Raw genomic sequence first — 21,016 nt, forward strand, 5'->3', positions numbered from 1 at the left:
AGTTATTAAATAGTAATTTAATGAGGGGATTAAAAAATGAATACAGATCAAGCAACAGACGAAGCAATTCAGGTAAATCAAGAAAGTGCTGCACCATCAAAAGCTAAAATAGCGAGCTGTTTTAAAAAAGGAATTGACGAAGAGGAAACACGCTATGAATTTAATGAAAGTGCGAATGCATATTATGTACTTGGTTATAACTAAGCAAGCAGGCTGGCTAATTATTATTAGCCAGCTATTTTTAATTTTAGTTACCTAGACTTCTTTAAAAACCTACCCGCAAGCACACCCGTGTATTCGCCGTTTTCTATGGCTAACTTGCCGTTTACTAGAACACTATGAACACCTGTAGATAATTGATTCCATTTGGAAAAGTTAGCATTTGGTTTGTAGTTGTTAGGATCCCAAATGATGACGTCTGCTACCATACCTACTTTTAATAATCCCCGATCACCAATATTCAACAACTCAGCAGTTTGAGAAGCACTTTTGATAATAAATTCTTCTATAGACAATAGCGGAGTCTGTTTTACGTAATCGTGAAACTTTTTAGGAAAGCTGGCGTATTTCCTAGGATGGCCATCAGTGCCATCAGAAGAGGTTACTACCCATGGTTGCACCATAAACCGTTTCAAATCGTTTTCGGCCATATTAAAAGATGCAACGCGAATATCGCCTTGTTGAACGAGCTCAATTGCCGCTTTAGCTGCGGTAGTATTTTGCTCATTAGCAATATCTTTAAGTGTTTTGCCGATAATGTGCTCATTAGAAGATGCAGTGATCAACAGTGCACTAGCGCCTCCACGACGACGAATATTTTCTGTTATTTCATTTTCGATTTTTGATTGTAGGTTAGGATCTTTAAGTCGCAAGTGAAAAGCGTCTTTTGAATCTGCCATGAGCCATTTAGGGATAATCGCACTATGTAGCATTGTGCCTGATGCCAACCAAGGGTACTGATCTGCTGTAATACTGAAACCATTAGCTTGTGCGCGGGATATTTTATCGACAACTTGCTCGCTTTGCCCCCAAACGTCAACACCAAGGGCTTTTATGTGTGCTAGGTGAAGGTGCACGCCTGATTGCTGTGCGATATCGATAGCTTCGTCGATAGCCGCGAGTAAACCAATATTGAATGTACTTTCATCTCGCAAATGAGTGTCGTAAATGCCATGATACTTTGCAGTAGTTTTAGCGAGAGACAACACCTCTTGTGTAGATGCGTAGCTGCCAGGAACATAATATAACCCTGTTGATAAGCCCAAAGCACCTTCACTCATGGCTTTATCTACTAAAGCATTCATTGCTTTCAATTCATCTAGCGTTGCCTCGCGGTTAACAAGCCCCATAACATGTTTGCGAATTGTATTGTGTCCAGCTAACAAGGCGACATTGGTGCCGATCCCATTTTCTTCCAGCGCTTTGGCTGTTTCGCTGATTTGAAAGGGCCCAGCACCATCGTTACCGTTAATCACCGTTGTAACACCTTGCGTTAGATAATTAAGGTTTACATTTTGGGTATCGCTCAGTAATTCAGATAATGAATGCGTATGAGGATCGATAAAGCCAGGACTTACGACAAGGTGTTGCGCATCAATGGTTCTTTTTGCGATGATTCTCTGCGAGTTTTTCGGTGAAACGGCACATATGTGTTGTTGACATATGGCAATATCAAGTGAATTTTCACCGCTACCATCGCCAATATATACATTGCCATTGGTAATAAGGATATCTGCCATGATAGGTGGTGCTGTGTGTTTGCACCCTAGTACGCCCGCAGTAAATAAGCAAGCGATAACCGTTTGTTTAAAATTATTGTTCATTTTAGTGACGCTTAGTTGTGTTGTCTTTTAGCATAGTAGACATCAACGTATTCGCTGCATCGATTGCAAGTGCTTCAATAAATTGACGATCTGTATGATCACCCATTTCGTAGGTGATAGCGTGTACTTTGTATGTATCTGCAATGTATTGCTTAAACACGCCTGCATTAGGATTGTTGCCGGGCTTTTCGATTACGTTGAAATCAGGGAGTTGTTTATCTAGCGTACCAAGCCAATTATTGACCAAATAGCGCTGCTCAACGCCGTAATTATTTGGCATAGTATAAAAAATGTCTTGGTGTGTAGAATGAAAGTCAACCGCCATAGCAATTTTCCCTCCGCTCGCCGTTATTTTTTTGAGTAATGAGTCAACTGCTTTAACCTCTGGTTGATTCAACGTTTTCCAGTCTCTATTAAGATCGATACCATTTGCATTGTGACGCCAATATCCTAATTCAACACCGTCAGGGTTCATATTCGGAATAATTAGAATGTTGAATCGTTCTCGAAATGTGCTGGCTAACTTGTCTTCAGACAGTATTGACGATGCAAAAGGAAACAAGGCGAGGGCACCTGTAATCTCCGGCGGATGCTGGCGACCAAGTAACACAAGCCAGTCGTTAGTATTCTTATTTAATGCACTGAGCTTATAGATAGGGCGGTTTTGGACAGAGTGCCCGATAACTTCATGCTTGATATATTGCTTAGTGCTAAGTGCATTGCCCCAATCAATATAATCTTGATTATTTATGATTTCTTGCGCTGAAATCCAAAGCGTTTGTTTGGTAAGAGGCAAGTCAAAGTGAATGCTTTGTTCGCTCTTACTAAAGTCTATTTTGTCCCAAGTTTTACCATCTGAACTAATTTTAGGCTCGTAGCGTTGAGTGCCATTTTCAACGTTAATTGTCATAGTGACCGTTTGTTTTTGTTCGCTGACTACTTGAAATGCATACCATGGGCTATTGTTAATTGGCGTATTTTCAGGCTGAATATGCACCGTTATATGATTGCTTTCTTGGTTGATAGCACATTGTTTAAGTAGCGCTGCAGATGTGGCACTAGGGAAATTATTTTTAATGCTAATACTACTAGACTCGCATGCTTCTACCTGAAGCTGGAAAAAAGCTAACACAAGTAGTACTGAAATTCGCTTCATGTTGTACACTCTTTGTTTCAATGTTAAAACATAACGCTAAGCGCGTTGTCATTTGTTAAGTGGTAAGCGCAGCGAGAAACAAAACCAATGATCCTCGCTGTGCGTAGGCACTTAAAAGGAAGCTTTTACTTCTAAATAATACCCTCTACCATAGTCGCTGTGTGCATCGGCAAAGTATCCGAAGTAGCGATCGGCCAATGGAGCTCGTTCGTCGGTTAAGTTATTCACACCAAAACGAACACGAGAATCAGCACCAGCTAATGTAAACTTATAATCAATGCTTGCATTATACGTAGTCATCGATGGAACGATGTATTTGGTGCCGTCATCTAAGGTTAATGAGCTTTGATAGAAGCTTCCAACTTTAAACATGTTAAGTGAGAAACCCCAGCTATCGTTGTACCAACGGAATTTAGCTGAATGACGTTCGTCTTGATTTCCGTCTTTTCCGATTAGATCAGCAAAACCATCTACTGGATAATTGGCTGGTAAAATACCTGAAGCTTGTGCATTAACTAAGGTTTGTGCCATGCCTCCTGCGTCCTGTTCATAGGTATCTAAAAACGCACCATTGTATTTGATATCAAATGTTCCGATTTCCGTTTCTACGTTGTAGTAGATACCTAAATCGTGTCCTTTAATCGTGCGTTTATCTAAGTTCGCATATTGGTCATTCACATATTTAATAGCGCCAGCAGGGCAAATGCCCGCCGCTTCATAAAATGCAACTTCTCCTTCGTCTACTGCTTCACGTTCAATCGCACTATTAAAACTATTAGACCCACAATTTTGATTGCCTTGCTCTAGTCGGTGGACTAAATCAAGCAAGGTATGGTTTTCTTCTCCAAAAAGACCAATAGTGTCTTCTTTTTCGATAGACCAATAATCTAATGTCACCGTAAAATTGTTAGTTGGTGTCCATACAAAACCGATAGAGGTATTTTCAGATTGCTCCGGTTTTAGATTTTTGCTCCCTTCAGCAGTACGTTGAATAGAGTTTGTACAATCAAGTGTGTCTTCATTCGGATCACCGCCAAAATCTGCAGCGTACTGACAAGCCCAATCGGTACGCGTATTGGTTCGAGATACGATGTCTTCATTGACTGTTACTAAGTTCGGTGCGCGGAAAGCCTCTGACCATGAACCACGTACAAGCAGGTTATCAATTGGACGCCAACCGAAAGCAACTTTACCAACAGTGGTACTCTCGTCAATATCGTCAAAGTCTTCATAACGAAGTGCGGCTTGAACGTCTAAATTATCGAGTACTGGAATTTGCAACTCTGTAAACAGTGAAGTTACCTGACGCTTGCCACTGTTATCAGGCGTTGGGCTTGAATTCACGACGTCAGAAACAAATGGATATGTATCGCCTTCCCAATCAGTAAAGGTGATTGTGCCGTCTAAGCGATCATCTCTATCGTCATTAAAACTCTCTTTGCGCCATTCAAATCCCGCTACAAACGCGACCATACCCGCAGGAAGTTCAAATAAATCTGCATTTGAAAATTTTATGTCGAATGTTGTCAGTTTAGTTTCACTAACACGTTTAACGTCAATTAAAGCACGTTCAATATTAGAATTAACACCGCCAGAAAATGGGTTATATGCAGCTGACGTTGGATCATTTAATGCTTCTTGCATCAACGTATTTGATACACGATTGCGTGTGATATCTTCTTTTTTAGCTTTTGAATGAGAAACTGCACTTTCCCAGTCCCATTCACCGATAATCCCTCTAAACCCTTGCAAGAATCTATAGGTACTTCCATCATTATCAACGATACGTGGCACTTCAGCGAATCGATAGTTGTCGATGGTCAGATCAAACCCCTCAGCTGGGAACTCTCCAGTTATTTCTTCAGGTAATCGATTGACCGATCCAGCGACACCAAAAGGGTTATAGTAATTTTCTGCAGCAACACGTAGCTTGGAGCTAGAGAATGAAGCAGAAGGGTGTCGATACATGTTTGTTTCTGACTTGTAATAAGAAAGTTCTGTGAAGCTCTCAATTTCGTTGTCAAATTCATGATTAATAAAAACAAAGGTGTTATATCGTTTTAAATCAGAGCGAAGGTCTCTATTTTCATTGAGATTGTATCGGTATGTTCCTTGACCATCTTTAGCCGCACAAGTGGTTGCGTTGAGCACATAACCACCTTCACATCGAGGGTCTCCAATGGGGTAAGTCTCAAACTCTCCGTTTGAATCTACTAGGTTATTGTCGTCGAGTGCGCCTTCATTGCCCGGCACGATATCGAACTGCCCGAAATTTGAGTTAGCACTATCGTTTCGAAATCTAGTATTGCCAAACCAAGGAGAATCTTCAGACAGGCGATCGCGAAAATCTGACGTTGACCATCGTTTATCGTCTTGTGAATTGATACGGTCTCGGTCGTAGAAGTTAAAAAACGTACTAATGTTTGTTTTGCCGTCGTTAAAGTCTTTACCTGCTTCAATTGTCAGCGTCTTGCTTCCGCGGCTAAAATTGTCGTATTGAAAGCCTTTGGCTTTAACGGTTAAGCCTTCAAAGTTTGACTTGAGTACATGGTTGATTACACCTGCAACAGCGTCAGCACCATAGATGGCTGAGGCACCGTCACGTAACACTTCGACTTGTTGTAATCCCACAACGGGGATCACATTAGAGTTGGCAGAGTTTACAGGGACGAAGCTGCCACCAACTTCTTCTGTTTGATAAGTTGCAGAATTTACCAATCTTCTACCGTTTAATAATACTAACGTGTTTCCTGTGCCCATATTTCTTAAATTAAAAGCACCTACATCGCCACGAGCTGAGTTTACGCCACCCGCAATATTTTCTGCTTCGCTAAAAAAGTTTTGGCCGTTTTCTGGTATCATGCTCATCAACTCATCACCTGAGTCAATACCAAGGTTTTCAATATCTTCAGCATTAATAACCGATACTGCTAGTGCTTCACTAATTGCACCTCCTCTTATTTGGGAGCCAACAACGGTAATTTGTTCGATTTCTTCATTAGTGATCTTTTTTTCAGTACTACTTTCTTGAGCCAACGCTAGTTGCGGAGATAAGGCTGCAATTAAACACAAGCTAAGGCGCGATAGCTTGTGATGTTTATTTACTTGTTTTTTCATGACTCTCACCGTTATGTTTCCCAGAGTTAGTGACAACACAGTTTTAACTTACTGTTTTTTATTTTCATATTTACCATGCGCAAAAATGTTTAAAGATACAATTGACAGTTCATATGCAACCTATAACCTAAGGTTATAGCTAATGGAGCATAAACTAAAATACAGCGCCCAAATAAATTGCTAACGTAAGACCGAAATATAAATAAACGCATGTTTGTGTTATGCAATGTAGTGCTGTTTAAGTAGTACAAATAAAAATAAGCGTGTTACCTGTTTAAATAACTATTGGAAAATTGTTGTGAGAGTAAATAATCAATTTGCATTTTTTATCTTTATTGTTGGAATGTTATCAGCATTGTACGTAAATACATCAGTTGAAAAGATTTGGCTAGAACAAGCGTACATATATGATGTTTATCAAACAGATAAAGGGCAAAATGCATATAAATATAAAGGTGCAGAGGTCATTATTAATGGCGAAGTTACCTACGAAGATTCCGTACTTAATCAACAAAATCTAAATAAAGGTGAGCAGCCAACCATTGCGCAACAGTGGGTTGAAATGAGTAATGGGCAGTTACAGTTATTAAAACCAGCATTTCATTTTGGCTTGTGGTCTTTGTTGCCTGCGTTAATTACGATCGCTTTGTGTTTAATTACGCGAGAACCTATCACTGCATTACTTTCAGGGATTGTCACGGGCGCACTCATGCTAGGTGAGTATGACATTACCGATAGCGTGATTATTCCCAATTTAGCACAAGAAGGTACGGCGGCATTATTACTTCTCTATTTATGGTTACTTGGCGGACTGCTCGGTATTTGGTCTAAAACAGGTGCAGCACAAGCGTTTGCGAGCATGATGACGGAAAGGTTTGTAACAGGCCCTCGTTCAGCAAAACTTGTCTCGTGGTTTTTGGGCGTACTATTTTTTCAAGGGGGAACAATGAGCACAGTGCTTGTTGGTACTACTGTGCGTCCACTTGCAGATAAAGCAAAAGTAAGCCACGAAGAAATGAGTTATATAGTTGACTCAACCGCGTCTCCTATTGCTTCTGTCATAGCATTCAATGCTTGGCCAGCTTATGTACAAGCATTGATATTTGTTCCTGGTGTTAGTTTTCTAGCAACAGAATCTGATCGCATCGCGTTTTTCTTTAGCAGTATCCCATTTAGTTTTTACGGTATTTTCGCGGTACTTGGGACGTTGTTATTAAGTTTAAATATTACAACGTTTGCAGGGAGAAGAATCAAAGAAGCCCAATACAGAGCAAACACAACCGGTCAATTGGATGCACCTAACGCCAAACCTTTGAGTGCTAAAGAGTTGCAATCAAGCCAAGTGCCTGAAGGGTACAATCCACATTTTTTAGAGTTTATAATTCCTTTAATATTTTTGATTGGTATCGCTATTGTCACTTTCATTGCGTTAGGTTCTCCGAAGGTAAATTGGGCGTTTGGTGTCGCACTCGTTTTATCTGCGGCAGTGGCATTGGCTAAAGGTATGTCGTTGACGGCGCTAATTGATGGCTTTGGTAATGGTTTAAAAGGCGTTGTTGTAGCGTCTGTAATCCTAATGCTGGCAGTCATCATAGGGTTTATTAGTAAGGAAACTGGTGGCGGCCTTTATTTAGTTTCGTTGCTTGGTGAGCAGCTGCCTTATTGGCTATTACCTGTAACGCTGCAACTGATTACGATGATAATTGCATTTTCTACTGGTACTAGCTGGGGAACGTATGCCATAGCTTTTCCTTTGGCAATGCCTTTAGCATGGGCTCTAAGCCAAAACCAGTTATTAGATAATCCTGAAATATTCATGATGATATGTTTTGCTACTGTACTAAATGGTAGTGTGTATGGTGACCAATGTTCACCAATTTCTGATACAACTATACTGAGCTCTATGACAACAGGGTGTGACTTAATGGATCATGTTAAATCACAAATTGTACCTGCAACATTTGCCGCATCAATCGCGGCTTGTTTATGGACTGCATGTGCGGTGCTTTTTGCTTAATGCGGATTCACTTAAGTTTTAAGCAAGCGCTTTAACGTAGATAATTACTAGGCTAAATTTTATGCGACTTAGACACATTGAAGTTTTTCATGCCATTTATACAACAGGTTCTATTACCAATGCGGCTAAGATTCTACACGTTTCTCAACCGTCGGTAAGTAAAGTGTTATCTCATGCTGAATTGCAGTTAGGCTTCAAGCTTTTTGAGCGTGTAAAAGGGCGACTTATTCCGACGAATGAAGCATCGATGCTGTTTGATGAAGTTGACAAAATTTATCAGCAGATGAGGTCAATTAAAAATACGGCAGAAAATATTAAAAAAACGGATTTTGGTAATATTTGTATTGGCGTTACCCCTGCACTAGGTTTTGATGTTTTGCCTAGTGCAATCGCTGCTTTTCAAGAAAAACACCCTAAAGTCAATTTTACAATACAAACAGTTCATAATGACGAAGTCACGCAAGCTTTGTTTGAACACAAATGTGATTTTGCCATGTTGTTCTCTCCATCAGCCATGGCAGGTATTTCCTGTAAACCCTGTGCAGAGTCTGAACTCGTTGTAATGTATCCCAAACATCTGTTTCCTAATCGTCCTTCAGCATTAACGTTAACTGAGTTATCTCCATATCCCTTCATTGATATTAGTGATAGTGGGCCATTAGGTGATCTATTGTGGACACGAATGATGGAAGAAAATGTTGCTATTGACTCAACGATTAAGGTACAAACCTACTTCATTGCAGCGAGAATGGTTGCGAAGGGGGCTGGTATTTGTGTCGTAGACAAGTTTACCGCGCTTGGCAATACGGCTGAAGATATCGCATTTGCTTCATTTGAACCTAAATTGACGTTCAACGTTAGCATTTCTCATTTAGAAAGTCGTGGAATTTCAAGGGTGGCAGAAGATTTCATCCCATACTTAATTGCACAACTTTAATGTTGTACACATGATCTAAGATTATTTTTTTCCATTGTTTCAGTTAGCTTGTGGGTTAATTGATTGCAAAGTTTTTCAAAAAAACATGTCTAATGATTCACTTATACCAATAGGTATAACCTAAAGTTATGGCGTAGCTAATTCATAGTATTTTTCAACCCAAGCCATTGCTAATAAGCTGACCATATACGATTTTACGCTGACTTTATTCAGTATTTTTTAGGTAATCAACATGGTAATAGCAGCTCCTTATTTATTATTTATCGGCGACGCGACAGATGAACTTTCGATTAAAATGGCGCGAGGAGTCGCAGATTGGCGACCAGATCATTGTATTGGAGAGATGAAAGTTGACGGGTGCACGGTCACGACCGGTTTACCGAAAACTAACATCGAAAGCGCAGCTAAAGATGGTGCTAGAACACTAGTATTAGGTTTTGCCAACAGTGGCGGTGTGTTAGACGCTAAATGGTATCCATTTATCATCGATGCTTTAGAATCAGGGCTAGATGTAGTGAGTGGATTACACGACAAACTTGTCGATATTCCTGAAATAGTCGCAGTTGCTAAAAGACACAATTGTCAATTAATTGATATACGCCATCCAACAGCTCATTTTAAAACAGGCACGGGAGTCAAACGAACTGGTAAGCGTCTCTTAACCGTTGGTACAGATTGTTCAGTGGGAAAAATGTACACCTCGCTAAGCATTGAAAAAGCGATGAAGCAGCTACAAATAAACGCAGATTTCAGGGCAACAGGGCAAAGCGGTATTTTGATTGCTGGTCAGGGGGTGGCTATTGATTGTGTAGTCTCTGATTTTATAGCGGGCGCTACGGAAAGTTTATCCCCAAACAATAGCGATGATCACTGGGACGTTATAGAAGGCCAGGGGTCATTATCTCACCCAGCATTTGCGGGGGTAAGCTTAGGTTTATTGCATGGGGCGCAGCCTGATGCCCTTGTAATTTGCCATGCGCTAAATCGTGAGCATATGCGTGGATTACCGCATACTGAATTACCTAGCGTTGCGCAAACAATACAGATGAATTTAGCAGCAGCGAAGCTTACTAACCCTAACGTAAAAGTAGTCGGGATATCAGTAAATACATCCAGCGTATCTACTGAAGAAGGGCGATTATATTGCAATAAATTAGCAAAAGAATTCAATGTGCCATGTGTTGATCCGGTGCGTGATGGCAGCCATGAGATTGTTAAATACTTAGTAGAACAATGTTAGAGGATATTTACTATGATTTCTCTTCGCATTGTGCAAGTAGATTTTCCGCTCGCGAGCGAATTTAGAATAGCAAGGGGCGCAAAAACAAAGGCAGAAGTTGTTGAAGTTCATTTGTCTGACGGCGTAAACATTGGTCGAGCCGAATCAGTTCCATACAATCGGTATCAGGAAACAAGAGATAGTGTTGTAAATCAACTCACTTATGTTCAACATAAATTATCGCGTGGGTATAGTATTGAAAACATTCTCTCTTCCATGGCACCTGGAGCGGCCAAAAATGCACTAGATTGTGCTCAATGGGATCTAAAAGCGAAACAATACCAAAAACCAGTTCATCGTTTGTTAGACATACAATCAATGGCTTCGTGTGTGACGGCTCAAACCTTAAGCATAGATACACCGGAGAAAATGGCAGAAGCAGCAGCAAAGTTAGAACACCCTAAATTAATCAAAGTTAAATTGGACAACCAAGACATTGTTGACCGAATGGCGGCAATTAAAGAAGCAGCACCGTTAAGCCAATTTATCGTTGATGCTAACGAAGGCTGGTCGCTTGATGACTTAGTTAATAGTGCTGACGCATTGGCAGCGTTAAACGTAGTACTTATCGAGCAACCGTTGGCGGTTGGAAAAGACGATGCTTTATTAGACTTAAATCTTCCTATTTCGCTGTGTGCTGATGAATCGTGCCATACGCGTCGAGACTTGCCGTATCTAAAAGGGCGATATGACGCTATTAATATAAAGCTCGATAAAACAGGCGGTCTTACCGAAGCATTTAAACTATGCAATGACGCTATTGAATGCGGCTTTGAAATTATGGTTGGGTGCATGGTGGGGTCTTCACTTGCGATGGCGCCAGCTTTTTTACTTTCCAGCCAAGCTAAATATGTTGATCTTGATGGGCCATTGATTGTGGCGAAAGACAGAGAATACGGTTTTCAATATCAACAAGGAAATATGAGTACACTAAACGATAAGTTATGGGGAGGGATTTCAGACAACCACTATCGTTAAGTGCAATTGGGTAATCTTTGTTTGTGAATTGCCCCGTCAATCGGGGCAAATCGCCGAGAAGCTTAGGTTTAGGTTATTTGTTTAATTTTACGATTGTTTTTCACTGCTTCGTTGCATAGGTTCTAGCTCAAGTACCGGCGCGGCATCAAGGTCTTCCGCATCCATCATTGACGCAATTCTTTGCATTGACGACAACAACTGTGATTGCTCCCAATCCGCTAGATCTCTGAATTTTTTAATGAAATGCTCTTGCAAAGGTTGTGGAGCATCAACTAATAAATGCTTACCTTGTTGTGTTAAAAAGAGATCAACTCTTCTTTTATCTTGCGCATTTCGTACACGTTTTATTAAAGATCTACTTTCTAATCTATCCAGTATATTTGTCACCGTTGCAGCACTAAGATTAATCGTCTTTGCGACTTGGCCAGCAGTAACACCATCAAGCTTGGAAATTTCCTGCATGATTAAGAGTTGTGGCCCAGTGAGCCCAGATGACTTATTAAGTTGTTTAGAGTGCAAATCAATTGCGCGTATTACCTTGCGTATTGATATTAGTAGCTCTTCGTGTTTTTCCATATAGGTTAGGTAGTAAGTCTTTTGAGAATGATTCTAATGCAAACTACCTTTCATAGCTACTGCCTTGTGGTAATTCAAATAAATATCGATTGCATAGCGTTACATTGAAATGCCGAGACTGTGATAAAGCTTTTAACTCTAATTAATATGTTGTGCTCAAACTTGTCTTTTTTACCTAGAAACTACTGCGATTAATAGTGGGGTGGTTGAAATTTATACTTAGAGTTGATAGTATTTGCCCGGAATTTAATAAGGGATCTGTCTATGATAATCTATTTCACGTCGCACCTTTCTGAGAAAACTGAATGCCACTGTGTAATAAAATAGGAGGTTGTAGCTAGGATATGTCGCTTCAATTTATGGATACAAACAACGTCAATCTGTCTAACCCCAAAGAAATCAAAGCCTTTTTGTTTGAATACGACCAGTGGCTAAACGCTCAATTTTTCGATATGTCTATTCAAGACTTGCAGGCGGCCAGAGCGCAAATGTTCGACCAGTTGTTGGTCAGACTTTGGCAATCGTTTAACCTTGACCGCCCACATATTTCCCTAAATGCTGTTGGAGGCTATGGCAGAGGTACTTTACATCCCAAATCAGATATTGATCTTTGTATACTGCATGATAAAGCGTTAAACGAAGATGAAAAGCAGGGGATTTCTTCGTTTTTAACCGCTTTATGGGACTTCTCTGTCGATATTGGCCACGCCGTTCGCTCTACGGCAGAAAATATTGAAGCTGCAAAATCAGACATTAGCATTGCTACTAATTTGTTGGATATTAGAACAATGCACGGTAATCAAGCACATGCACGTGATATTAGAGCCTTGATTTATGAAAACAACCTATGGACAAGTGAATCGTTCTTTGAATTCAAAATTGACGAACAAAACAGTCGTCATGAAAAAGCCAAAAATACTGCACTTTTCTTAGAACCTAACTTAAAGAATAACCCTGGTGGTATGCGTGATGTCCAAACGATTGTTTGGATAGCACGAAAGCACTACAACGTAGCTGATGCGGCCGCTCTTAAGTCGTTAGGGTTTCTTAAGCAAGATGAATACACTGAATTGAGAGAATCATACGATTTTATTTGTCGAATTCGTTGGGCATTACATTCAGTTGCAAATAGGGCGGAAGAGCGTTTGCTGTTTGAACATCAATTGGATGTCGCAGAGTTTATGAAATTTGGGCATGGCAATAATGCGCAATTGGCCGTTGAGAAAATGATGCGTCAGTTGTTTAGAGCAATGACTAGAGTTCGCGAATTAAATCAAATTATTTGTAATGTATTTTTGCGCGAAATATGTGAGCAGTCATCAAATGCCAGTGTTACGCACATTGACGATGGGTTTTCTATTTGCAATGGCATGATTCAAGCAAATTTTGATGAAGTATTTTATGATAAGACTAATGTAATTAAGCTTTTTCGCTATATCGCCGAATATCCACAGATAACCAATATTGCACCGGAAACGATTCGTCTAATTCGCCAAACGCGAAGAGGATTATTAGGAGAGTTGCAAGATTACCACGGATGCAGGATAGAGTTTCTACGTATTTTGAAGCATGCAAATGGTTTGAAACTACCTTTTAGTCTAATGCATCGATATGGCATTTTGGCATCTTACTTTCCCCAATGGCGTGCAATTGAAGGTCAGATGCAGTTTGACATGCATAACGCATATACTGTTGATGAGCACGCATTTAAGTTAATTCAGTATATTGACAGCTTTAAATCTAGTGACAAATCAAAACTACTTGCAAGTAGTGTATTTAAGCAAAATGTTTCCAAACATGTGATTGTAATTGCAGCAATGTGCCATGACTTGTCAGGTAAGCAATCAAATGAATCAAATGAAGTTAGTGCTGCCCACGCTCGTGAATTTGCGACGTTGCACCAACTCAAGCAATCTGAAATTGACCTTATTGTATGGTTGGTGAACCAGCAACACTTGTTGGTATCAACTGTTCAAACGCAAGATATTCATGATCCAGATGTTATAAATAAAATTGCAAAAACGGTACGTACAGAAGTAAAACTTAATGCGCTATTTTGTTTTACCGTTGCCGATATGATGGCAACCAATGACCTGATGTGGAATGAATGGCAGGAGAGCCTTTTAAACGAGCTGTATTTTTCATTGAGGCGGGCCTTAAAACAAGGGCTTGAAAACGTTTTTGAACAACGAACTGTGATTAGAGAAAACAAAGCAGACGCCATGCAGTTGCTAACAGATAAGGGCTTTGATGAAAGCAAGGTGTTAACCCTTTGGACAGAACTACCATCAAGTTTCTTTATCGAACATCAAGCAGAAGAACTGTCTGACTTTACTGATTTAATTATTAGTGCCGATGATACTGTTGTCTCAATCAATGAAGATGCCAGCTTTGGTTGTAATAACTTGCTGGTTTACGCCAGTGACCGCAGCATGTTATTTGTAGATCTATTTAATACGCTTGCAACACTGAAAGTACGAGTGAAGTCGGCCAAGATCTTGAAGACGAAGAATAACAAAGTATTAGAAGTCATAAAGTTTCTTGACCAATATGATGAAGTAATTCGTGATAAATATCGAATAGAACAAATAACGAAGCGAATTCAAGAAACAGTAGCCAACAAGAAGCAATTGCGAAAACCTGTGCGACCAAAATTTGTCGAGAATTTTGAACACAATCCTACCATCGAATTTTTGCCATCAGCTAAGAAGGGAAAAACCTTACTTCGTATTAATGCGTTGGATGATCCAAGATTTGTAGAACGTATTTGTCAGGTGTTCAAACAAAATGAACTGATGATTCATTCAGCAAAAATTAGCTCTTTAGGTGAAAGTAGTGAAAACGTATTTTTAATTTCTACTAAAGATAACCAAGCGATCACCACTAATCAACAAACTGATTTGCAGGATGCTTTGGTCAATAAAATAGCTTAGCTCAGACCAATTGATCTTACCGCGAATAAGAAACAATCGAGTTGTCTAATTTACGATTCTTCGAAGTAAGTACAATCTAATAAATTAACTTACATTGATTCTAAATTAGTTAAGGTAAGTGTAAGTATCAGTAGATAAAAATTTTTAGCTATTTAATAATTGCGCTTCATTAATTGTTTGACTACATAAGAAAGGAAGCGTGGTTTGAGTCGGCTTGTCAAGTTTTCAGCAGCAATATTACTTATTGGTTTTGGTTGTTATTTTTACGTTTTAGTGAATAACGAATCTCATTTAGTTAATCAATATTCTACCCCTAAAAATATCGAAGGTATTCAAAACAATTTTAATCAAGAAGTTAAGCCTATTTCATTCAAAACCAGTTCTTCAGATTCATTGCACCCGGAAATAACTGAAACTCGAGAAATTAAAGAGATTAAACATCATCGCCTCGAAATTGTGTCTTGTGGTCAGGAATATGAGCTTCCTAAAAGCAAATTGGAAACATTTTTTGATAAACTTAAAAATTCGCCAATTATAGAAGAACAGCTGTATTACGCTATGGCTTCACAACTTGAAGAACATAATGAAAGAGCCGTACTGTTAAGAACTTATAATCAACAAAACACTCCTTCCAAATTATCTAATTGGGCATTATTAATTGCCTGTCAATCGGCAAATGTTTGTGATGAAAAAACCGAGTCTGACATCATAGCTACTGATAAAACTAATGCAGCATTGTGGCTTAATGTTGCAGCATTGAGGCTAAAAAATATAGATTCTAATGGGGTTGTTGAGGCGCTAGAGAATGCTAGCAATGCACCTGAATTTAATGACTACTTCGTAGAGCAAATTCATTTTAATAACAATGTTCTAATACACCATTCGGACCTTTCGGTTAGAGAAAGGCTTATCCAAGCAACAGGTTCTAATATTATGAAAGGATTTTTTGCAATACATAGTTTTTGTAAACAAAGTATTAGTGAAAAAGGCGAAAATGCTCATGTATGTTTATCTATTGGTGAAAAGCTGGAAAAAAATAGTAAAACTGAAATAGGTACTATGATAGGTTTGAACTTACAAAAAATCGCGTTTAGCTATCTTAAAGATGATCAGTATCTTCAAGAGACTTCAGAAAAAATAAAACTAATTCATGAGCGAATTCGATCTGATGAATACCAAAAAACGTTAGCGCTAATTCAATATGATGAGTCTTTATTTCAGCATTGGCTGGATAATTTAACTCTGTTTAATGCTATTGACTCAACTCAAAATATAGTAAATGAAGCTATGTTTCGGTCACAAAATGAATATTACAATCCTTGCTCTTAATGGCAGTTGGTGAGAGTTGTAATTGACACCAATACGCTGTCAGGTTTGATTAAATCCTGCCGCTCGCATCTAACAGATTAAGTACATACTTTTCACATTGGTTTATCTTGGCCATCACCTGTGTTTCATCCTTAAAACTAGGTGGATGAAATTTTAAGGTGCTAAAACAGTGTCTGAGTCACGTACTAAGCCACGTTAAAGTGGTTGCTTAGATGTGTCATAATTTCCTCGATGCGTTCTGTAGAAGTGGGGATGACTAAAACCGTGTTGTCGTCGGCTATCGTTGCAAGTATGCCTTGTTTTTCACCTAAGGCGTCGATTAAGCGCGATATAATGCGAGCGCCTCCTGAAACGGTTTTAATGATGATGTGCGTCTGATTGCGTCTTAACTTGATTGTCAGTGAATCTATCGACTGACCAGTCTTTGGAAAAGGAACCGCATTAGGTAGATAGTAAACCAATTGGTTAAATTGATTCCTAATCTTGACGGCTCCAACTTTGTTGATCATGCGCGACACTTTAGCTTGAGAAACATCGTCAAAACCTAAAGAGGTTAAGGCGCGAATCAACGCTTTTTGTGAGCCGTATTGTTTTTCAGACAACAGCTCTTTAAATTTCTCTAACATACCGCAAGAAGAGGAACGCGGCTTTCTTAACATCATTTTGCGACCAAAATCACTTGGTGGTCAGCATTCTTATTGAAGCCAATATGAGTTGCCATTCGGCTTTCATCGTTAAAGAATGTGGGTTGTTGTTTAGATTGAAACGCCGTTTGCCATTCAAGTAGTGAAAAGTTGTTCACTTGAATATATTTGTTGTCACCTTGTTCTGATACAAACTCAACAAGCACACGATAGCTACGGTATCCAATGCGAGGAGAGTTGAAATCAATATCAAGATGATGCCATTTGTCTTGTGCCTTCATTTTGATAGTTTTTATCAAATTTTTAGGACTATTCTCGAGCGCATCAAATAATTTTTGTCTAGTCTTTCTTCCTTGCCAATAAACATTAATAGTCACGTTGGCGTCTGTTTTCACATCCATTGTTAGCGTCATTGGATTGCTTGGCTTATACACGCGCCTAAAATATTTCATGCCAAGCCATTGAGAGGAGTCTAACGGTAAACGAATCGATTCAAACATGTTTGAATTCTTATCAGCCGTTGCTACTTTCTTATCTAATAGGAAACCTCGTTCTACTGCATTGAACCATGTATGACTTGCAAAATTGCTGCCGCTAATAAGATTTGTACCGAGTCGATATTGCAAAGAGTCGTCTTTCGAGATGACTTGATTGACTGTAGAATTCCACGGAAGATCCTGCAAAGAATGGATTGTTTTTACTTTAATATCTAAAGGGATTGAAGTTTCTTCATTCTGAACCGGACGCCCATATTCAAGCTTAATAACGCCATGACCTTGATGATCACGCAGCGGTGTGTTTCGTTTAGAAGAGAGCGTATTGATACGTTTTAGTATAGCTACTCTTTCGGCATCGATCGCCGGTGTCGGTTTATATCCTTTTATATACAATGGGACAATTTCAGCGCGATGAAATTTTCCATTGTCCAGCCAAACGTATAGTAAAAAACTTTGTTGTGTCGAGCTGAAATTTTGATCGAAAATGAAATTTCCCATGGAGTAGGCTATGAGCTTTTCATTATATAGCTCAATACCTTGTGTTACGTGTGGGTGATGTGCAATCGCTAACGCGGCTCCTTGATCTAAAGCGGCTTTTAATCGCTGTTCTGTAACACCGGTAGGTTCGTTTGTGTACTCTAAGCTCCCATGATATTGCACAATCGGAATTTGACGGTTAGATGAAGCAGTTTGTACGCTTTTGGTAATATTAGCCAGCGATCCATATGCAGCACCGCCTTGCGAATTTGTAGCTGTTTGTTTAATTTTTGATGACCCTTGCCACCCAACAAAACCTAACAGCGCGAATTGATTTTCATTGATGTTGTATAGGTATGGTTTTAGCGCTTGTTGCTCAGTAAAGCCCGCACCAGAATAGGGGAGCTGTTCGCCTTCTAAAGCAGCGAGCGTAGAACTAAGGCCTTCGTCCAAGTAGTCATAAGTATGATTATTTCCCAATGTTACATAATCAATACCTGCCCACTTTAATGTTGAAACTAGTGATGGTTTAGAAAAAAATGTTACTGATTTTTTGGCGCGTTGTTCAGGTTGTTGATCTGCAATTTGACTTTCTAAGTTGACCACAGCTATGTCAGCAATCTCAAGATAAGGTTTTACTTGCTCCAATAACGCTTTGCTATCGGCTAATTGATTGTGCTCGCTGATCGCAGGGCTTTCGTTAAAATGAGGGGAGTAGTATCGACGCCCCAACATCACATCACCGCCAAACGCAAACATTACGCGTGCTTGCTTATGTTCAATCAATTCAAATTTGAGTTTACTGTTTAAGCTGTTTTGAAGCTCACTTTTGCTAAATGTATGAATTCTTGGGTAATAGCCTTCTTTGCGAATTTCAATTTTCACGGTATTTTGATGAGGCATGGGAAATTCAAAGATACCTAAATCACTTGAAAATGCCTCCTGACCATTGATTACGATCGAAGCTGAGCTAATCGGAAGATCAGACTCATTTACAATGTTGGCTTTTATTGTAAGTTGCTTGGCTAAAGTCACATTGGCACACAAAAGCATGACTGAAATTATTGCCCAAAAACGCATCGTTTTACCTCATTCACAATTGATTAATTGAGTATATCGTTTTATTTACTGAAAAAGTTATGCAAATATGTCGAGCATACATAACTTCAGGGTATGCAATCAAACGATTACGGAGTGCCAGTAAAGCACGGAGTAATTGTGCATGAGAAACCAGCAATACAACCTAAGGAACAATTAAATGTTGAATCATTACAAAAAGTTACCTAGTTATTATTGCTGATGGCGTATACTAGTAGCTATATGGATTAAATATTGAAGAGGTATTTATGAGAAAAGTCATTATTTCTATACTGTTAACGGGCGTCATTGCGGCCTGCGCTACGACAGAAAATCAACCAACAGTAGCAATAGAAGATGATCCCAGAATTGGTCCAGAGGTCGATCGTGCATGTTCAATTCGACATATTCGAGGTTGGAGTCAAGTCGATAACGACAGGAACGCACTTGTTGTTAACTTAAGCCACAAAAAATCTTATAAATTGAGCCTTGTGGGGGCGTGCCAGCCTGAATGGGCAAATTTTGCCATTGGGATAGAAAACAAGATTGCTTCGCATTGTATTACTAAGCATGACAAGTTGTATACAGATTCTCAGGATTTTAAAGGACTGCACTGTAGAATCACTAAAATTCAGGAATGGTACCCTGACAAACTTAAAGAACAAACCCAAGAAAGCACAGCGCCGGAAAGTAAATAAACGGCTAATTAATAACATGTTTTAAGCTTTATAGAGTAACCTTGTTTGAGTTATTAAATGTGTCTAATATCCCGCCGGCTTCTCATTTGCCGGCGTTTAATTTTAATCATCGTTACCAAAAGCGCATGCGTGTTTTTATTGCCAAAATTTCACGTACGGCACAACAGACACATGCAAATACCTGCATCGAGTAAGCAGACATTTGCGCATGCTAAAACGAAACCATTCATTAAATTAACCAATAGGTAAGATGATTATATTAACCAGCTTTATCTACGTATGGGTGTAGTATGCGAATTAGAGTTGTATTAAAATCAACGTCTTTGTAAGTTAGTCTTGCGTTTAATTGCGTTGTAACTCTAAGGAATATGATATGACGTTCAATAAATCATCGCTGGCGCTCTTGATAGCATCTGCCGTTGCACTACCAGTAACACATGCACAAGAAGCTCAGTTAGATAACGATTGTGTTATCGAAAAAGTGTCCTCAATGGATGAAAACACGTCTATCGCTGAAATACGCATGCTTTGTCAGGTTGTTGATAGTGCATCTGTAGAACGCAAGCCCACAAAGCATTCCAAAGGGCCGATTTCGGAACGTATGTTAAAAGAGCGTCGCACGGCATTTGACCCATACGTGATCACGCCTCATCGAATGAATTACGTTTTACCGGTATTAACAACGAACCAAATAAACAAAGCAGCCTATGATCACGTTGAAGGCTATGCTGACAATCTTGTTGATATTGAGTCAAAGTTCCAGTTGAGCTTAAAAGCACCGTTAAATCACCGTGATATTTTTACGCGTGGTGATGCACTCATGTTCGCATTTACGTTGGAAGCGTGGTGGCAAGTCTATTCAGACAACATTTCAAAACCATTTAGAGAAACAAACTACCGTCCTGAACTTTTTTATCTATCACCATTACAGTGGCATCCATTTGAAGGTAATACTGGGTTTGTGTTGGGGGTAGAGCATCAATCTAACGGCCGTAGTCAATTATTGTCTCGCAGTTGGAATCGTGTATACGCTGGCTTTTTATTTGAGAAAGGCGATTTTGCTTTGTCATTTAAACCATGGATTCGTATTAATGAAGACGAAAAAGAGCACCCGCTAGACCCTGATGGGGACGACAATCCAGATATCGACCATTATATGGGGCACTTTCAACTAGGTATGGTTTATAAAGTGGATGACTATGAATTTAGTCTTGGAGGTAGGCAAAACTTTGGAGAACATCACGGTTCTCTGGAGTTAGGTTTTACATTTCCGCTTTGGGGAAAATTGCGTGGATACGCAACCGCGTTTACAGGATATGGTGAAAGTATGATTGACTATAACTATAAGCAAACAAGGTTTGGTATTGGTATCGCACTTAATAATGTTCTGTAACGAACAGACTTAAGCGCCATTTATAAAGATTTAAAAGTGGCGCTTAACGACAGCGTTTTCACATAAACAGCGTTATGCCGAAAGC

The 21,016-nt window shown here is 39.4% G+C and carries 15 protein-coding genes; 9 read left to right on the forward strand and 6 right to left on the reverse strand.

Annotation, left to right across the window (positions count from 1 at the left end):
• Positions 1 to 36 precede the first annotated feature (36 nt).
• Positions 37 to 204, forward strand: a complete 168-nt coding sequence (locus ACSLUK_RS04095; protein WP_448547242.1) for a hypothetical protein — start codon at positions 37 to 39, stop codon at positions 202 to 204.
• Between the two features lie 47 nt (positions 205 to 251).
• On the opposite strand, the gene ACSLUK_RS04100 is transcribed toward ACSLUK_RS04095, so the two are convergent.
• From ACSLUK_RS04100 to ACSLUK_RS04110, 3 genes are all read right to left on the reverse strand, one after another.
• A complete protein-coding gene (locus ACSLUK_RS04100; RefSeq protein ID WP_448547243.1) occupies positions 252 to 1,823 on the reverse strand; it encodes an N-acyl-D-amino-acid deacylase family protein in 1,572 nt (523 codons plus the stop codon).
• Between the two features lies 1 nt (position 1,824).
• Positions 1,825 to 2,979, reverse strand: a complete 1,155-nt coding sequence (locus ACSLUK_RS04105; protein ID WP_448547244.1) for a M14 family metallopeptidase — start codon at positions 2,977 to 2,979, stop codon at positions 1,825 to 1,827.
• Between the two features lie 111 nt (positions 2,980 to 3,090).
• Positions 3,091 to 6,096: a TonB-dependent receptor domain-containing protein gene (locus tag ACSLUK_RS04110; protein WP_448547245.1), complete on the reverse strand. Its 3,006-nt coding sequence runs from the start codon at positions 6,094 to 6,096 to the stop codon at positions 3,091 to 3,093.
• Positions 6,097 to 6,394: 298 nt separating this feature from the next.
• On the opposite strand from ACSLUK_RS04110, the gene ACSLUK_RS04115 reads away from it, so the two are divergent.
• The 4 genes from ACSLUK_RS04115 to dgcA all read left to right on the forward strand — a co-directional run bounded on the left by ACSLUK_RS04115 (position 6,395) and on the right by dgcA (position 11,307).
• The gene (locus tag ACSLUK_RS04115; protein ID WP_448547246.1) at positions 6,395 to 8,113 is read left to right on the forward strand and encodes a Na+/H+ antiporter NhaC family protein; all 1,719 of its coding nucleotides are present in this window, start codon (positions 6,395 to 6,397) and stop codon (positions 8,111 to 8,113) included.
• Between the two features lie 61 nt (positions 8,114 to 8,174).
• On the forward strand, positions 8,175 to 9,050 hold the full coding sequence (locus ACSLUK_RS04120) for a LysR family transcriptional regulator (protein WP_448547247.1): 876 nt from the start codon (positions 8,175 to 8,177) through the stop codon (positions 9,048 to 9,050).
• A 232-nt stretch (positions 9,051 to 9,282) separates the two neighbouring features.
• Positions 9,283 to 10,290 carry an N-acetyltransferase DgcN gene (gene dgcN / locus ACSLUK_RS04125; RefSeq protein WP_448547248.1) on the forward strand — a complete coding sequence of 336 codons (1,008 nt, stop codon included), beginning with the start codon at positions 9,283 to 9,285 and terminating at the stop codon, positions 10,288 to 10,290.
• A gap of 12 nt (positions 10,291 to 10,302) precedes the next feature.
• Complete coding sequence (gene dgcA, locus ACSLUK_RS04130) at positions 10,303 to 11,307, forward strand: N-acetyl-D-Glu racemase DgcA (protein ID WP_448547249.1); 1,005 nt, start codon at positions 10,303 to 10,305, stop codon at positions 11,305 to 11,307.
• 87 nt (positions 11,308 to 11,394) lie between these two features.
• On the opposite strand, the gene ACSLUK_RS04135 is transcribed toward dgcA, so the two are convergent.
• Positions 11,395 to 11,883 carry a MarR family winged helix-turn-helix transcriptional regulator gene (locus ACSLUK_RS04135; RefSeq protein ID WP_448547250.1) on the reverse strand — a complete coding sequence of 163 codons (489 nt, stop codon included), beginning with the start codon at positions 11,881 to 11,883 and terminating at the stop codon, positions 11,395 to 11,397.
• 344 nt (positions 11,884 to 12,227) lie between these two features.
• Between ACSLUK_RS04135 and glnD the strand changes: the two genes are divergently transcribed.
• Both glnD and ACSLUK_RS04145 read left to right on the forward strand, forming a co-directional pair.
• A complete protein-coding gene (glnD, locus tag ACSLUK_RS04140) occupies positions 12,228 to 14,816 on the forward strand; it encodes a [protein-PII] uridylyltransferase (RefSeq protein WP_448547251.1) in 2,589 nt (862 codons plus the stop codon).
• Between the two features lie 204 nt (positions 14,817 to 15,020).
• Complete coding sequence (locus ACSLUK_RS04145) at positions 15,021 to 16,145, forward strand: hypothetical protein (RefSeq protein ID WP_448547252.1); 1,125 nt, start codon at positions 15,021 to 15,023, stop codon at positions 16,143 to 16,145.
• Between the two features lie 185 nt (positions 16,146 to 16,330).
• Here the strand turns inward: ACSLUK_RS04145 and ACSLUK_RS04150 are convergent, their stop codons facing one another.
• Both ACSLUK_RS04150 and ACSLUK_RS04155 read right to left on the reverse strand, forming a co-directional pair.
• Positions 16,331 to 16,807 (reverse strand): arginine repressor, encoded by a 477-nt coding sequence (locus ACSLUK_RS04150; RefSeq protein WP_448547253.1) that lies wholly within the window; start codon positions 16,805 to 16,807, stop codon positions 16,331 to 16,333.
• A complete protein-coding gene (locus tag ACSLUK_RS04155) occupies positions 16,804 to 18,843 on the reverse strand; it encodes a CapA family protein (RefSeq protein ID WP_448547254.1) in 2,040 nt (679 codons plus the stop codon). Before ACSLUK_RS04155 ends, ACSLUK_RS04150 begins: the two co-directional genes overlap by 4 nt.
• A gap of 266 nt (positions 18,844 to 19,109) precedes the next feature.
• On the opposite strand from ACSLUK_RS04155, the gene ACSLUK_RS04160 reads away from it, so the two are divergent.
• Together ACSLUK_RS04160 and ACSLUK_RS04165 are read left to right on the forward strand one after the other, a co-directional pair.
• Entirely contained in the window at positions 19,110 to 19,538 is a 429-nt protein-coding gene (locus tag ACSLUK_RS04160) for a DUF6491 family protein (RefSeq protein ID WP_448547255.1), read from the forward strand.
• A 373-nt stretch (positions 19,539 to 19,911) separates the two neighbouring features.
• Entirely contained in the window at positions 19,912 to 20,931 is a 1,020-nt protein-coding gene (locus ACSLUK_RS04165) for a phospholipase A (protein WP_448547256.1), read from the forward strand.
• Positions 20,932 to 21,016 lie beyond the last annotated feature (85 nt).

The sequence above is a fragment of the Thalassotalea fusca genome (assembly GCF_053485835.1).